Source organism: Streptomyces sp. NBC_01546 (assembly GCF_045208355.1).
GTDB lineage: Bacteria > Actinomycetota > Actinomycetes > Streptomycetales > Streptomycetaceae > Streptomyces.
Window position 1 is genome coordinate 612,369 of the sequence record NZ_CP109379.1, and the last position, 15,331, is coordinate 627,699.

At 70.1% G+C, this 15,331-nt stretch carries 12 protein-coding genes; 9 read left to right on the top strand and 3 right to left on the bottom strand.

Annotated features, from left to right (window positions below):
• Positions 1-10: 10 nt before the first annotated feature.
• From OHA89_RS03225 to OHA89_RS03250, 6 genes are all read left to right on the top strand, one after another.
• Positions 11-1,141 carry an aromatic ring-hydroxylating dioxygenase subunit alpha gene (locus OHA89_RS03225; protein WP_406365153.1) on the top strand — a complete coding sequence of 377 codons (1,131 nt, stop codon included), beginning with the start codon at positions 11-13 and terminating at the stop codon, positions 1,139-1,141.
• Positions 1,134-2,606 (top strand): aldehyde dehydrogenase family protein, encoded by a 1,473-nt coding sequence (locus OHA89_RS03230; protein ID WP_266612701.1) that lies wholly within the window; start codon positions 1,134-1,136, stop codon positions 2,604-2,606. Before OHA89_RS03225 ends, OHA89_RS03230 begins: the two co-directional genes overlap by 8 nt.
• Positions 2,607-2,665: 59 nt before the next feature.
• Positions 2,666-4,219, top strand: a complete 1,554-nt coding sequence (locus OHA89_RS03235) for an APC family permease (RefSeq protein WP_406365155.1) — start codon at positions 2,666-2,668, stop codon at positions 4,217-4,219.
• The gene (locus OHA89_RS03240; protein WP_266612705.1) at positions 4,216-5,781 is read left to right on the top strand and encodes a GMC family oxidoreductase; all 1,566 of its coding nucleotides are present in this window, start codon (positions 4,216-4,218) and stop codon (positions 5,779-5,781) included. The genes OHA89_RS03235 and OHA89_RS03240 overlap by 4 nt, the downstream gene beginning before the upstream one ends.
• A 335-nt stretch (positions 5,782-6,116) precedes the next feature.
• Complete coding sequence (locus OHA89_RS03245) at positions 6,117-7,361, top strand: globin domain-containing protein (protein ID WP_266612707.1); 1,245 nt, start codon at positions 6,117-6,119, stop codon at positions 7,359-7,361.
• Between the two features lie 36 nt (positions 7,362-7,397).
• A complete protein-coding gene (locus tag OHA89_RS03250) occupies positions 7,398-8,012 on the top strand; it encodes a pyridoxamine 5'-phosphate oxidase family protein (protein WP_266612708.1) in 615 nt (204 codons plus the stop codon).
• Here the strand turns inward: OHA89_RS03250 and OHA89_RS03255 are convergent.
• Positions 8,009-10,075 carry a SpoIIE family protein phosphatase gene (locus OHA89_RS03255; protein ID WP_406365157.1) on the bottom strand — a complete coding sequence of 689 codons (2,067 nt, stop codon included), beginning with the start codon at positions 10,073-10,075 and terminating at the stop codon, positions 8,009-8,011. The two genes, OHA89_RS03250 and OHA89_RS03255, sit on opposite strands and share 4 nt — an antisense overlap.
• A 213-nt stretch (positions 10,076-10,288) precedes the next feature.
• On the opposite strand from OHA89_RS03255, the gene OHA89_RS03260 reads away from it, so the two are divergent.
• The gene (locus tag OHA89_RS03260) at positions 10,289-11,869 is read left to right on the top strand and encodes an oleate hydratase (protein ID WP_266615251.1); all 1,581 of its coding nucleotides are present in this window, start codon (positions 10,289-10,291) and stop codon (positions 11,867-11,869) included.
• Positions 11,870-11,887: 18 nt separating this feature from the next.
• Here the strand turns inward: OHA89_RS03260 and OHA89_RS03265 are convergent, their stop codons facing one another.
• On the bottom strand, positions 11,888-12,688 hold the full coding sequence (locus OHA89_RS03265) for a crotonase/enoyl-CoA hydratase family protein (RefSeq protein ID WP_266612711.1): 801 nt from the start codon (positions 12,686-12,688) through the stop codon (positions 11,888-11,890).
• A gap of 112 nt (positions 12,689-12,800) precedes the next feature.
• On the opposite strand from OHA89_RS03265, the gene OHA89_RS03270 reads away from it, so the two are divergent.
• Positions 12,801-12,998 (top strand): hypothetical protein, encoded by a 198-nt coding sequence (locus OHA89_RS03270; protein ID WP_257552701.1) that lies wholly within the window; start codon positions 12,801-12,803, stop codon positions 12,996-12,998.
• A gap of 40 nt (positions 12,999-13,038) precedes the next feature.
• Here the strand turns inward: OHA89_RS03270 and OHA89_RS03275 are convergent, their stop codons facing one another.
• A complete protein-coding gene (locus OHA89_RS03275; protein WP_257552702.1) occupies positions 13,039-13,584 on the bottom strand; it encodes a hypothetical protein in 546 nt (181 codons plus the stop codon).
• Between the two features lie 263 nt (positions 13,585-13,847).
• Here OHA89_RS03275 and OHA89_RS03280 point away from each other — a divergent pair, with 263 nt between their 5' ends.
• Positions 13,848-15,161 carry a cytochrome P450 gene (locus tag OHA89_RS03280; protein WP_266612713.1) on the top strand — a complete coding sequence of 438 codons (1,314 nt, stop codon included), beginning with the start codon at positions 13,848-13,850 and terminating at the stop codon, positions 15,159-15,161.
• Positions 15,162-15,331: the final 170 nt, after the last annotated feature.

The following is a 15,331-nucleotide window of genomic DNA, read 5'->3' on the forward strand; positions in this document are numbered from 1 at the left end:
GGAGTCCGCCGTGACGGCAACCGACCTCCCGCCCAGCCTGATCGCCACGCTCCCCGGCCGCTTCTACACCGACCCGGAGATCTTCCGGCTGGAGCAGGAGCGGGTCTTCGAATCGATGTGGTTCTGCGCCGTGCGCGGCTCCGACCTCGACCGGCCCGGTGCGTTCCGTACCGTGCAGGTCGGCCGCGAGAGCGTGATCGTGACCCGTAACCGGGCCGGCGAGCTGCGCGCCTTCCTCAACATCTGCCGGCACCGCGGCGCCCGGCTGTGCACCGAGGAGTCCGGCGAGGTGCGGCGCACGCTCCAATGCCCGTACCACGCCTGGACGTACGACCTCGACGGCAAGCTGATCGCCGCCCCCAACCTGGTGAAGATGCCCGACGTCGACCGCACCGCCTACGGCCTGGTGACGGTCCACTTGCGCGAATGGCTGGGCTACGCGTGGGTGTGCCTGGCCGACGAGCCGCCGTCCTTCGAGGAGACCGTGATGAGCGCGGCCGTGGAGCGGCTCGGCGACGCGGCGTCCATCGAGCGGTACGGCACCGAGCGTCTGGCGCTCGGCCGGCGGATCACGTATGACGTGAAGGCGAACTGGAAGCTGATCGTCGAGAACTTCATGGAGTGCTACCACTGCGCGACGATCCATCCCGAACTCACCGAAGTGCTGCCGGAGTTCGCGCAGGGCTACGCGGCGCAGTACTACGTGGGGCACGGAGCGGAGTTCGCCGAGGAGGTCAAGGGCTTCACCGTCGACGGCAGCGAGGGTTTCGCCAGACTGCCCAAGGTGGCCGAGGAGCAGGACCGCCGCTACTACGCCATCACGGTCAAGCCGACCGTGTTCATCAACCTCGTGCCCGACCACGTGATCCTGCACCGGATGTTCCCGCTCGCCGAGGACCGCACGGTCGTCGAGTGCGACTGGCTGTACGCGCCGGAGGTCGTCGCATCGGGCGCGGACGTGTCGAAGTCCGTGGAACTGTTCCACCGGGTCAACGTCCAGGACTTCGACGCCTGCGAGCGCACCCAGCCGGCGATGGCCTCCCGCGCCTATCGCGCCGGCGGCGTACTGGTGCCGTCCGAGCACCATCTCGGGATCTTCCACAGCTGGCTGAACGAGAAACTCGGAGGCACCCGTGCCTGATCTGTTCATCGGCGGGGCGTGGCGGGCCGCCCGCGACGAGCGCACGCGGGAGATCCGATGTCCCGCCGACGGCACCCTCGTCGCGGAGGTCGACGAGGCGGGCGGCAAGGACACGTCCGACGCCATCGCCGCGGCCCGCCGGGCGTTCGACGAGGGCCCGTGGCCGCACACCTCCGCCGCCGAACGCGGCGACCTTCTGCTGCGCGTCGCCGATCTGCTCGCCCGCGACAAGGACGCGCTGGCCCGCGCCGAGTCCCTCGACACCGGCAAGCGCCTGGTGGAGAGCGCGTACGACATCGACGACATCGTGAACTGCTTCCGGTACTTCGGTCGGCTCGCCGCCACCGAGACGGGCCGGGTGATCGACACGGGCACGGCGAGCGCCGACAGCCGGGTGGTGCACGAGCCGGTCGGGGTCTGCGCACTGATCACTCCGTGGAACTATCCGCTGCTCCAGACGGCGTGGAAGGTCGCGCCGGCCCTCGCCGCGGGCAACACCTTCGTCCTGAAGCCGAGCGAGCTGACCCCGCACACCGCGATCCACCTGATGCGCCTGCTCGCCGAGGCGGGACTGCCCGGCGGGGCCGCCAACCTCGTGCTCGGCGCGGGCCCCGAGGCGGGTGCGCCGCTCGCCGACCACCCCGACGTCGACCTGCTCTCCTTCACCGGTGGCCTGCAGACCGGCCGCCGGCTGATGGTCGCGGCCGCCGGTACGGTGAAGAAGGTCGCGCTCGAACTGGGCGGCAAGAACCCCAACATCGTGTTCGCGGACGCCGATTTCGAGACGGCGGTGGACATGGCGCTGACGGCCGTGTTCCTGCATTCGGGGCAGGTCTGCTCTGCGGGGGCGCGGCTGCTCGTGGAGGACTCGCTGCACGACCGGTTCGTCGACGAGATCGTGCGCAGGGCCCGGACGATCCGCCTGGGCGGTCCCTTCGACGAGCGGGCGCAGACCGGGCCGCTGATCTCGGCCGCCCACCGCGCCAAGGTCGAGGCGTACGTCACGCGCGGGGTCACCGAGGGCGCGGTGCTGCGCTGCGGTGGCACCCGGCCCGAAGGGCCCGCGTACGACCGGGGCTTCTACTACCTGCCGACCGTCCTCGACGAGTGTGACGCGGGGATGTCGGTGGTACGGGAGGAGTCCTTCGGCCCGGTCCTGACGGTGGAACGGTTCCGCGACGGCGACGAGGACGAGGCCGTGCGGCTCGCGAACGACACGGTCTACGGCCTCGCGGGCGCGGTGTGGACGGGCGACGAGGGCAGGGCGCGGCGCATCGCGGGACGGCTGCGCCTGGGCACCGTATGGATCAACGACTACCACCCCTATCTGCCGCAGGCGGAGTGGGGCGGGTTCAAACAGTCCGGCACGGGGCGGGAGCTCGGTCCGGCCGGTCTCGCGGAGTACCGCGAGACGAAGCACATCTGGCGCAACACCGCACCGCAGCCGCAGGGCTGGTTCGCGTGACGCGTCACCCGACGCATCGCCTGAGACACAACCTCTACCGTCTGTCCAGGAGTTGACCCATGGCCACTGATCCACCCTCCCCGCCGAGTGACGACGCCGAGCTCGCCGAGTTCGGCTACCGTCCCGAACTCAAGCGGACGCTCGGCAACTTCCACACCTTCGCGGCCGGCATCTCGTACATCTCGATCCTCACGGGCACCTTCCAGCTCTTCTACTTCGGATTCGCCAGCGGCGGTCCCGCCTACTGGTGGTCCTGGCCGATGGTCTTCGCCGGCCAGTTCATGGTCGCGCTCTGCTTCGCCGAGCTGGCCGCCCGCTATCCGGTGGCGGGCTCCATCTACAACTGGGCGAAGAAGGTGGGGAACGGACACGTCGGCTGGCTCGCCGGCTGGATGATGCTCATCGCCTCGATCGTCTCCATCGCCGCCGTGGCCCTCGCCTATCAGTTGACGCTCCCTCAGATCTCGTCCGTCTTCCAGTTCGTCGGAGACGGGACGGGAACGTACGACGTGGCGACCAACGCGGTGCTCCTCGCCGCCGCCCTGATCCTCTTCACCACGGTCGTGGGCGCCTTCGGCGTGAAGCTGATGGCGCGGATCAACACCGCGGGCGTCTTCCTCGAACTCATCGCCACCGTCGTACTGATCGTGCTGCTCGCGGTGAACGTCGTACGCGGCCCGCAGGTCGTCACCGAGACGGCCGGCACCGGCTCGGGCCAGCCCTTCGGCTATCTCGGGGCGTTCCTGATCGCCTCGCTCGCCTCGGCCTATGTGATGTACGGCTTCGACACCGCGGCGTCGCTCGGCGAGGAGTCCCTCGACCCCTCGCGCAACGCACCGCGCGCCATCATCCGTGCGATCGTCGCCTCGTTCGTCTTGGGCGGCCTCGTCCTGATCCTCGCGCTGATGAGCGTGTCGAGTTTGCGTGGCGAAAAGCTGTCCACCGACGGGCTGCAGTACGTGGTCCTCGACGTCCTCGGCCCGACGGCCGGCAAGGCGATGCTGTGGTGCGTGCTGATCGCGGTCACCGTCTGCGCGCTCGCGGTGCACACGGCGGCCGTCCGGCTCGCCTTCGCCATGGCCAGGGACAACAACCTGCCCGCGTCCTCGCGGCTCGCGAAGGTCAGCCCGCGGTTCGGCACCCCGATCCTGCCGACCGTGATCATCGGGGTGCTCGCCCTCGCGATCCTGCTGGTCAACATCCGCCAGCCGCAGATCTTCACCGTGGTCACCAGCATCGGCATCGTGATGGTCTACGTCGCCTATCTGCTGGTCACCGGGCCGATGCTGGTGGCGCGGCTGCGCGGCCGCTGGCAGCCCGCGGAAGGCAAGTTCTCGCTCGGCCGCTGGGGGCTGCCCGTCAACATCATTGCCGTGCTGTGGGGGGCGGCGATGACGCTCAACCTGATCTGGCCGCGGTCGGCCGTCTACAACGCGGCCGCCCCGTACCACTGGTACCTGCGCTGGGGCGCGGTGCTGTTCGTCGGCGCGATCGCGCTGGGCGGCTTCGCCTACTACTGGTTCGTCCAACGGCACCGTACGGGCGTCCTCGCCGAACACGCCGCCGCGGGACGCCCCGAGCCCGTCGCGCTGAAGGAGGTCACCTCCACATGAGCGAACACACCGGAGAGTCCGCGGAGTTCGACTACGTCGTGGTCGGGGGCGGCACCGCGGGCAATGTCGTCGCGGCGCGGCTCAGCGAGGACCCGTCGGTCACCGTGTGCGTCCTGGAGGCGGGCCCGAGCGACGTCGGGGACGACGACGTCCTGAAGCTGGAACGGTGGATGGGCCTGCTGGAGTCCGGCTACGACTGGGACTACCCGGTCGAGCCGCAGGCCAGCGGCAACAGCTTCATGCGGCACGCGCGCGCCAAGGTGCTCGGCGGCTGTTCCTCGCACAACTCCTGCATCGCCTTCTGGGCGCCCGCCGAGGACCTGGACGGCTGGGCGGCGGCCGGCTGTCCGGGCTGGAGCTCGGCGGACCTGTTCCCCCTGTACAGGAGGCTGGAGAACAACGACGCCCCCGGCGCCCACCACGGCCGGTCGGGACCGGTGAGGCTGCGCACCCTCAAGGGCGAGGACCCGTGTGGCGCCGCCCTCCTGGAGGCGTGTGCGCAGGCGGGCATCCCGACGACGCCGTTCAACACCGGCTCGACGGTGCTGCGCGGTGCCAACTGGTTTCAGATCAACGCGGACGAGAACAACATCCGGCAGTCCTCCTCGGTGGCCTACCTCCACCCGGTGCTGGGCAAGCGCCCCAACCTGGAGGTACGCACCGGAGTTCGGGCGAAGAAGCTGGTGTTCGACGGGCTGCGCTGTGTCGGCGCCGCGTACCTGGACCCGGATCTCGTGCACACCCGTACGGTCCGTGCCCGCCGCGAGGTCGTCGTGTCCTGCGGCTCGATCGACACGCCGAAGCTGCTGATGCTGTCGGGGATCGGCCCGGCGGAGCATCTGCGGGAGGTGGGCGTGGAGGTGCTCGTGGACTCCGCGGGGGTCGGCGAGAACCTCCAGGACCACCCGGAGGGCGTGATCATGTGGGAGGCGCGGCAGCCGATGACCACCACGTCGAGCCAGTGGTGGGAGGCGGGCATCTTCTACGACACCGAGCCGGGTCTGGACCGGCCGGACCTGATGTTCCACTACGGCTCGGTGCCCTTCGACATGAACACCGCCCGGCACGGCTATCCGACGTCCGAGAACGCCTTCTGTCTGACGCCGAACGTGACGCGTGCGAAGTCGCGCGGCACGGTGCGGCTGCGGACGCGCGACTACCGCGACAAGCCGAGGGTCGACCCCCGGTACTTCACGCACGAGCACGACATGCGGGTGATGAGGTACGGCATCGAGCTGGCCCGCCGGATCGCCGCGCAGCCGGCGCTCGCCGGGTGGGCGGGGGCCGAGCTCGCCCCGGGCCCCGATGTGCGCACCGCCGACGAGGTGCGCGACTACGTCCACACGACGCACAACACCGTCTACCACCCGGCCTGCACGGTGAAGATGGGGGCCGACGGCGACCCCATGGCGCCGCTCGACGCCCGTCTGCGGGTCAAGGGGGTCGTCGGACTGCGGGTCGCGGACGGGTCGGTGATGCCTGACCTCATCACGGTCAATCCGTGCATCACGACGATGGTGATCGGCGAGAAGTGCGCCGATCTCCTGCGCGCGGACGCCTGACGGGGGAGGGCGGAGGCGGTGTGCCGGGTCGGCGGTGACGGCGTGGTGGCGATGTGAAGATCGAGCGGACGCGAAGCACCTCTTAGCGGAAATACCGGTCCAGACGGAATCGTCCGCTGCCGGTCGTGACTTCGGGTTACTTCTGAGTCACCGACAGGGTCATGTAGCGTCCGGATCCGCTTGATCCGCTTCATCGCTCCCGCCCCACCGTGAGGACTCATGCCCGCCACCTTCGACGCCCCCGTCACCGCTCTCCTGAGACGACGGAGCGACGCCGCCCCGCGGTCCGCCGGCGGGAAGCCATCCCGAATAGCGGATGGAGGAGCGCTGGCCCCTTGAGGTTCCGGATCGATCGTTCAGGCCACAACACCTCCGCGCACCCGTCTCCGCAGGGCCCGGCGCCCGCTCCGGACGTCCACGCCGTTGAGCCAGAGGCCGTCGAGGCACCCCTGTCGGCCCACGAGATCGACCTCATACGCGCCTCCGTCTCGGTGGTCGAGCCGCTCGCCGCGGAAATGACGGTGTACTTCTACGCGATCCTGTTCGCCCGGTATCCCGAGGTCCGGCCGATGTTCCCGCCGGGGATGGACGCCCAGCGCGGCCGCCTGCTGCGCGCGCTGCTGCGCATCGTGGACCTCGTCGACGACCCGGAGAGCCTGGTCCGCTTCTGCGGACACCTCGGACGCGACCACCGCAAGTTCGGCACCCTCGGCGCGCACTTCCCGGCCGTGGGCGAGTGCCTCCTCGCTTCCCTCGCCCGCTACGCCGGCCCCGCGTGGACCGCGGACCTCGCCGCCGCCTGGACCAAGGCGTACGGCGTGGTCGCCCAAGTGATGATCAGCGCGGCCGAAGAGGACGAGGCGGTACGGCCCGCCGTGTGGCCCGCCACGGTCGTGCACCGCGTCTCGCGCGGAAACGGGATCGCCGAAATCACCGTACGTCCCCACCTGCCCTACGCCTACGCCGCGGGACAGTACGTGAGCATCGAGACTCCGTGGTGGCCGAAGCACTGGCGCTACTACTCCCCCGCCAACGCGCCCCGCGAGGACGGCACCCTCACCTTCCACGTGCGCGCGGTGGCCGGCGGCACGGTCAGCAAGGCCCTTGTGAACCGAGCGGTGGTGGGCAACGAGCTCCAGCTGGGGCCCCCGATGGGCGACATGGTCCTGGACGCCGCCGTCCACAGCGATCTGCTGTTCGTGGCCGGCGGCACCGGCCTCGCCCCGATCCGCGCGCTCGTCGAGGAGGTGGCCCGTCGCGGCGGGCGCCACCAGGTCGACCTGTTCCTCGGCGCCCGTACCGGCGCCGAGCTGTACGGGGTCGACGACATGCTCCGGCTGGCCCAGCGCCACCACTGGCTGACCATCAGGGGCGCGGTCTCCCACGAGCACATCCCCGGAATCCGGGGCTCCCTGCCGCAGGTGCTGGCCGAGTACGGGCCGTGGTACCAGCACGACGTCTATCTCAGCGGCCCGGCCCAGATGGTCGTCTCCGCCAACGAGACGCTCACCCAGGGCGGCACCTTGCCCGAACGCATCCACCACGACCCGTTCGAAACGCCCGTTCTGACCATGTCCTGAGCCACCCGCTTGCCCGTCCTGCCAGGAGAACGCCCCGTGACCGTGCCCCCGCCGCCCTTCGGATCAGCAGGTGAACACCTGCTGCAGCAGCAGCTGGGCACCGCCGAGCGCGCCGCCCGGTTCTACGACCAGCAGGTGCGCCCCTGCCTCACATCCGAGATGCGGGAGTTCATCGGCCGCCAGGCCATGGTCTTCCTGGCCACCGCCGACTCCCACGGAGAATGTGACTCCAGTTTCCGGGCGGGGCCGCCGGGGTTCGTCCACGTGATCGACGACCACACGCTCGCCTACCCCGAATTCCGCGGGAACGGTGTGCTCGCCAGCGCCGGCAACATGGCGGAGAACCCCCACCTCGGCATGCTGTTCGTGGACTTCACCCACCACCACGTGGGCCTGCACGTCAACGGTGTGGCCCGGCTCTACACGGACTCCGGCCTGCGTTCTCTGCATCCCGGGCTGCCCGTCGACGTGGCACCTGGCCGCAGTCCCGAGATGTGGGTCCAGCTGAGCATCGAGGAGGCCTACATCCACTGCTCCAAGTACATACCCCACTTGGAGCCGGCCCCCCGTCCCACCAGCCATGACGCCGCGCGCCCCAAGGACGCGAACTATTTCACCGGACGGCACGCCGCCCGGGGCACGCCGGCCTAGCCGCCGATGCGGGCGACCAGGAGCGCGATGTCGTCGTCAGCCGCTGCCGGGACGAGGTGGGTGATCAGCGAGTCGCACACGTGATCCAGCTGCCGCTGGGGATCCGCGAGGAGCTGCGTCAGTTCGGCCAGCCGCTCGTCGAGGTCGCTGCCGCGGGCTTCGATCAGTCCGTCGGTGTAGAGCACGAGGAGGCTGCCGGGAGGCACGTCGATCTCGGTGGGGGTGAAGGCGACTCCCCCGACACCCAGGGGGACGCCGGGCGGGGTGTTCAGGAGCCGTACCGTGCCGTCGGGGAGCGCGAGTGCGGGCGGCGGGTGTCCGGCCCGGGTGACGGTGCAGTGTCCGGTGGCCGGGTCGCAGACTATGTAGAGGAACGTGGCCAGCATCGGCTCGGCCAGATCGGCGAGGGCGGCCTCCAGCTGGTGCAGCAGCCCGACGGGCGAGAGGTCCAGGCGCGAGAGGGCCCGTACGGAGGCGGACAGCCGGCCCATGACCGCGGCCGCGGCGATTCCGTGTCCCATGACGTCGCCGATGATCAGGCCCGCCTTCCCGCCGGCCAGGGTCAGGACGTCGTACCAGTCCCCGCCGACCTCGTTGACGTCGCTCGCGGGAAGGTAGCGGTGGGCCACGGCGATGCCCGGGGGCGGGGTGATGTGCTGGGGGAGCATGCTGCGCTGGAGGATGACCGCGGTCTCGTGCTCGCGGTGGTAGAGCCGGGCATTGTCGATGCTGAGGGCGGCGCGGGCCGTGAGCTCACCGGCGAGGGTGACGTCCTCGGATCCGAAGGGTCCTATCGGGCGGGTGCGGTAGAAGGTGGCGACGCCGAGCACCGACTCCCGTGCCACGAGCGGCGCCATGACGAACGAGTGCACTCCCACCGCGACCAGTTCCGCGGGCTTGACCGAGTGCCGACCGGCTGGCGCGATGGCCTGCTCGTCGAAGCGGGCGATCAGGAAGGGCTGCCGGGCCGCGAGGGACTGGGTGTAGGGGGCGGACGCGGGGAAGGCGAGCGTCCTGCCGAGGGGGGCGAGGATCTCCGTCACCCTGGATCCGGACAGGGGAGCCTTGCCCAGCCGCCGCAGGGCGACCCCGCCGGTCAGCCCCATGCCGGGGTCCTCCCCGCGCGCCAGCACGTCCAGGACGTCCACGGTGACGGCATCGGCCAGGCGCGGCACGGCGAGATCGGCGAGTTCCTGCGCGGTGCGCTCCAGGTCCAGGCTGGAGCCGACGCGCATGCTGGCCTCACTGAGCATGGCCAGCCTGCGGCGTCCCGCTTCGGCTTCCACGTGGTCGCGCTGCTGCTCGGTGATGTCGACGAGGGAAGCGATGACACCGATCGGCAGCCGGGCGGGATCCTCGACCCGGACGTAGGAACACGACCACACCCGGTCGTGGTCCGGCTCGGCCGGCGTCCGTCCGACACGGCGGCGATCCAGGACGGGACGCCCGGTCTCCAGGACCTGCCGCATGGCCTCCTCCATCTCCAGGGCGTTCACCTCCGGGAGGATCTCGGCCAGGCGGCGACCCACGTGCGCCGACTCCGGCAGGCCGTTCATGACTTCGAGCGCGGCGTTGACCTGCAGGAACCTCAGCTGTGTATCAAGAATGGCGATGCCGACCGGGGAGCGGGCGAACAGGCCGTCCCACACCGCCGACGACCCCCGGATGCGCCGTGCCGCGTGGGCATCCGCCGCGAAGACCAGCACCGTGGCCGCACCGTGCTGGCGATCGGACACCGGAGCGGCCCAGATCTCCACCTCCAGCGGGTGCCCGTCGCGGTGCCAGGCGGTCACGGTGCCCATCACACCCCGCCCCGAGGCCGCGGCTTCCCAGAGGGAGCGCCCCAGACTTCGATCGGCTCCCGGATGGAGCAGGTCCGCGATGTTGCGGCCCAGCATCTGTGGCGGGGCGTAGCCCAGCAGCTCCTGCGCGACCTGGTTCCAGCGCACGATGGTCCCGTCGGCGCTGGTGGCCACCAGCGCCACCGGCAGCGCGCCCAGCCATCCGCCGGCGGCCTGCGCGGCGCCGCTGATCAGCTCGTCGACCGGGATCTGCTCGTTCATCTGGCACCTGCCACGGATCCATCGTCTGCCGGTCGGCGTGCCGCCGCCTCCCCGGTCGCCCTCCCTGACGCACTGCCCACACCCGGTCACCGACGGTCACCATGTCTGCGGGTGCTGGTCCGAACCGGGGATCCAGGGCCTTTCCCGGTGTCGCGCCGAGGGCATCAGGGGATCCGTGAAGGGCTGTTTCAGCCCAGGGAACGAGGGATGGCTGTGCCGAAGGCTTATCTGGTGGGCAGCGGGATCGCGTCGCTCGCGGCGGCGGCGTTCCTGATCCGCGACGGCGGATTCGCCGGACGCGACATCGTGATCATGGAAGAGCAGGACCGCGAGGGCGGGAGTCTGGACGCGGCGGGTTCGCCCGAGACCGGCTACACCATGCGCGGCGGACGGATGTTCGAGATCCACTTCGACTGCACCTACGACCTCCTGTCTTCCATCCCCTCGCTGGACGACCCGGCCACGTCGGTCACCGAGGACACGTTCGCGTTCCACGAGGACTTCGCCTGGGAGGACCAGGCCCGCCTGGTGGACGGACACGGGAACGTCATCGACGCGCACTCGATGACGTTCACCGAGCGCGACCGTCTCGAGCTCCTGAAGTGCGTGGCCACCCCCGAGGCACTGCTGGACGGCAAGCGCATCTCGGACCTGTTCGACGAGGAGTTCTTCACCACCAACTTCTGGGCGATGTGGTGCACCACCTTCGCGTTCGAGCCCTGGCACAGCGCGATCGAGTTCCGCCGCTACCTCAACCGCTTCGTCCACCTGTTCAAGACCTTCGACACCATGTCGGGGATCTACCGCACCACGTTCAACCAGTTCGACTCGATCGTGCGCCCCCTCCTGGCCTGGCTCACCGCCCAGGGCGTCACCGTCCAGCTGGGCACCCGCGTCACCGACCTGCGCCTGGCCGACGGCGATGAGCTGACGGTGGAGGCCCTCACCTGGGAGCGGGGCGGCAAGACCGGGGAGACCGGGGAGACGGTCATCGGCCCGGAGGACCTGGTGCTGGTGACCAACGGCTCGATGACCGCGAACTCCACCCTGGGCTCCACCGACACCGTCCCGGCCCTGGACACCGCCTCCCCCAGCGGCGCCTGGCAGCTGTGGGAGACCTTGGCCGCCAAGCGTCCCGGAGCCGGACTGGGCGACCCGAAGGTGTTCAACTCCTCGACGAAGGACTCCACCTGGGAGTCGTTCACGGTCACGACCAAGGACCCGCTCTTCTTCAAACTGATGGCGGAGTTCAGCGGCAGCGAGGCGGGCAAGGGCGGCCTGATCACCTTCAAGGAATCCAGCTGGCTGCTGACCATCGTGCTGAACCATCAGCCGCACTTCCGCGAGCAGCCCGAGGACACGTTCGTGTGGTGGGGCTACGCCCTCTTCCCGGACAAGCAGGGCGACTTCGTTGACAAGCCCATGTCCGCGTGCACGGGCCGCGAGATCCTCGACGAGGTGCTCCAGCACCTGCCCTTCGAGGAGCGCCGGCGGATCCTGGACAGCTCCATCGTGATCCCCGCCATGATGCCGTACATCACCAGCCAGTTCCTGGTCCGCAAGGCCGGCGACCGCCCCCAGGTCGTCCCCGCGCGCTCCACCAACCTGGCGTTCATCGGCCAGTACGCCGAGGTACCCGACGACGTGGTCTTCACCGTCGAGTACTCCGTGCGCACCGCCTGGACCGCGGTCGCCCAGTTGCTGGGCCTCGGCAAGAAGCCCCCGGCCGTCTACAAGGGCGGGCACGACCCGAGGATCCTCGTCGAGGCCCTCGAGACCCTGCACCGGCGCTGATACCCGGGGTCGTCCGCATCAGGCAGACCCGCTGTCGAGGCCGTGGCGTCCGGCTCCGGAAGCGAATCGGGCGGCGCCGGTCACGGCTTCGGCGGCGAGCGAGACGGTACCGTGCCCGAACTCGACGGCAAGGGCGGTGTTCTCGTCGAGGCCTTCCTGTTCGAGTACCGACATGCGGTCGTTGCGCATGCAGGTCTGCGGGAACTGCGCCAGGTGCGCCGCGAGTTCCTGGGCCTTCGCCAGTGCCTCTCCGACGGGGACCACGCGGTTGGCGAGGCCGATGTGGTGGGCCTCGGCGGCATCGACCGCTCTGCCGGTGAGGATCATGTCCATCGCCCTGCTCGTGCCGATCAGGCGGGGCAGCCGTACCGTTCCGCCGTCGATCAGCGGTACACCCCAGCGGCGGCAGAACACTCCGAACACCGCGCTCTCGTCGGCCACGCGAAGGTCCGCCCAGAGCGCCAGTTCCAGACCGCCGGCTACCGCGTGTCCGCTGATGGCGGCAATGACCGGCTTGGAGAGCCGCATCCGTGAGATGCCCATGGGGCCGTCGCCGTCCGCGGCGACCCGGTTGCCCTTGCCGTCGCCGATGGCCTTCAGGTCGGCGCCCGCGCAGAAGGTTCCGCCCTCACCGTAGAGCACGGCAACGGCCCCTTGCGGGTCGGCGTCGAAGGCACGGAACGCATCGGCCAGCGCCTGCGCGGTGGCCAGGTCCACCGCGTTGCGGACGTGCGGTCGGTTCAAGCTGATCGTCGTCACCGCGTCCTTACGGTGGACCAGTACGGGCTCAGAGGAGGTCATGTCGTGCTCGGATGCCATGTGGTGCGTGTCTCCTGACTGGCAGGTCCGCCCGTGGACGCAGCGGAGTGGCGGACTGCCAGGGCCAGGGCGGGCCTGGGCCAGGACCGGCGCCCGATCGGAAGGTACTCAGATGACAGATCAGACGCGCGAACATGTCAATGCGCGGCCGGCCCCGTGCCGGCCGGAACGAGCCACCCGGTCGCCACCGGCCATCTGGAGCAACGCCACCCCGGGCGACCTGCTGCGCACCGCCTCCCTGACGCAGATCCACCGGCAGACCACGGCCGCCGGCCCCGCCCGCCGCATGGCACGTCTGCCCAGCCTCTGACGCCGGGGCTCCATCGCCGGCACGGCCTCGTCATCGACGCCTACTTGGGACGGGTGGTGCCGGGACGGCAGATCACCCTCGGGTTGTACGTCTCGAACACGCCCATGGGGTTCTGCTTCCACAGCCACAGGTGCAGCGCGTAGTGGACCGGCTGGCCGGGGAAGTTACCGCGCTGCGGGCCCTTGAAGGGGGTGTCGAACAAGGTGGGCCGGTCGTCGTCGGTCGCCAGGTCCTGGTCACGGTCGTAGACCATCCACTGGACCCCGACCAGGCGCTTGCCGCCATGCCCGTCGTCCTCGTAGAACAGCGCGGTGGGCTTCGCCGGGTCGAGGGAATTGTCGAGCGAGTGGTTGAAGTGCGGGTAGCCGAGCGCCCCCGGTCCCGCCCGGTTGACGACGCAGTACTTGTCCGGCACATAGCCCGCCTTCACCGCGTTGGCGTGCTGGTGGAACCTCGCGGTCGCCTGGTACGTGATCGCGCGGGCGGCCGCGGCTCTGCCGGTGTCAGCTCCGGCGGCGGGAGCGGCGACGAGCGTCAGGACCAGCGAGGCGGCGGTCGTGAGGACCGGGGTGAGGGTTCGGGTCATGCTCGGACTCCTAGGGGCGGGCTGACATCACGAGCAGCCTGTCCCGCGATCCCCCGGCCCGCCACACGGCGCGACAGGTCGGCTGACCGCCGGTCGGGTGACGGCTCGTCGGGCCGCACGGAGCGTGTCCGTGCGGCCGGCCGCCGGGGCGCTCACCCCATCGAGCCAACGGTGGTTTCACGCTCCGCTCCCACAGGGAACCCGTGTGTCCGCAGAACTCGAGTGTCACGGGGTGTGGAATGGGTGCGGAAAGGGTGCGGAAGATGACGCAGGAGAACGCGACACCGAACGACCACGGTGCCCTGCACGACCTCGTGTCGGCCGTGTCCAGGGGTGCGCCGGAATACCGGGCGTGCCCCCATCCCGTCTACGCCGCACTGCGCGAGCAGGCACCGGTGTGCCGGCTGACGCCTCCGCACGGGGTCGACACCTATCTCATCACCCGCTACGAAGACGCCCGGGACGCCCTGTCGGATCCGCGCTTCAGCAAGGACATGCGCGGGGCGATCGACACCTACCACGCCGTGTACGGCAGCTTCTTCGACGCTCTCGACGACAACGTCCTGAACTCGGACCCGCCCCGGCACACGCGGCTGCGCCGAGTTCTCCGGAGCGGCTTCACCCCCCGGCGGGTGGAGGAAATGAGGCCGAAGGTCACCGCCATCGCCGAGAGTCTGCTCGGCGCGTGCGGGAAGAGCGACGCGGTCGACCTGATGTCGTCGTTCGCGTTCCCGCTTCCCATCGCGGTCCTGTGCGACCTGATGGGCATCCCCGAAGGGGACCGTCCCGAGATCCTGGCCCACTTCGGGGTGGTGTCGCGCGCCAGGTTCGATCCCCGGATGGGGGCGGAGCTGCAGGCGGCCGAGGAGTGGCTGCGCGACCGGTTGGCGCAGCTCATCGCGTACACGCGCGCCCATCCGTCGGATTCGTTCCTCACCGACCTCATCCGGGCGGAGGAGGGGCTGGATGACGCGGAACTGATCTCGTCGTTGTGGGTCCTCTTCTTCGCCGGCCACAAGACGACCGCATTCCAGATCGGCAACTCCGTGCTGAACCTGCTGCTCCATCCGGATCAGCTGGAGAAGCTCCGGAAGGACCCGCTGCTGATTCCGCGGGCGGTCGAGGAAATCGTCCGGTTCGAGGGATCCGTGGAGATGTCGACCTTCCGGTACGCGACGCAGGACGCGGAGGTCGGAGGAACGGTGATTCCCAAGGGCTCCCTCGTCCAGATCTCCATCACCTCGGCGAACCGCGACCCCGGGAAGTTCGACTCCCCCGACGTCCTGGACGTGACCCGCGAGGGACTCCAGGGCACGCACCTGGGCTTCGGCCACGGCACGCACTACTGCCTGGGCGCACCCCTGGCGCGGCTCGAACTCGAGATCGCCCTCGCCTGCCTCCTGCGGGAGTTCCCCGAGATGGAACTGGCGGACGCGGAGGCGAGCAAGGGGGCGTGGCTCAAGGGGCCGATGGCGGCGTTCCGTGGGCTCCAGGAACTCCGGCTCGTCCTGGAGCCGGCCCGGCCGGCCCTTCACCCCGCCCCGGTGTCCGTGGCCTCCGTGGCGTCCGGAAACTGACCAACTGACCCAGCCCCGACGGACGGTGGTTTTGGCATGACAGATTCCGCGAGCACCTCCAGGCTAGGCCTCCTCGGAACGTCGGCGGACGAGCCGCTGACTTCCGCTGCGGGCACCGAAGAGATCGTCGGTCTTGCGCGGGATTCCTCCGCCCCTGGCCTGACGGACGT

Excerpts from the sequence above, each read along its gene's own strand:
- OHA89_RS03235 (WP_406365155.1), top strand. The coding sequence starts at position 2,666 with ATGGCCACTGATCCACCCTCCCCGCCGAGTGACGACGCCGAGCTCGCC.
- OHA89_RS03240 (WP_266612705.1), top strand. The coding sequence starts at position 4,216 with ATGAGCGAACACACCGGAGAGTCCGCGGAGTTCGACTACGTCGTGGTC.
- OHA89_RS03255 (WP_406365157.1), bottom strand. The coding sequence starts at position 10,075 with ATGAACGAGCAGATCCCGGTCGACGAGCTGATCAGCGGCGCCGCGCAG.
- OHA89_RS03265 (WP_266612711.1), bottom strand. The coding sequence starts at position 12,688 with ATGGCATCCGAGCACGACATGACCTCCTCTGAGCCCGTACTGGTCCAC.
- OHA89_RS03270 (WP_257552701.1), top strand. The coding sequence starts at position 12,801 with ATGACAGATCAGACGCGCGAACATGTCAATGCGCGGCCGGCCCCGTGC.
- OHA89_RS03275 (WP_257552702.1), bottom strand. The coding sequence starts at position 13,584 with ATGACCCGAACCCTCACCCCGGTCCTCACGACCGCCGCCTCGCTGGTC.
- OHA89_RS03280 (WP_266612713.1), top strand. The coding sequence starts at position 13,848 with ATGACGCAGGAGAACGCGACACCGAACGACCACGGTGCCCTGCACGAC.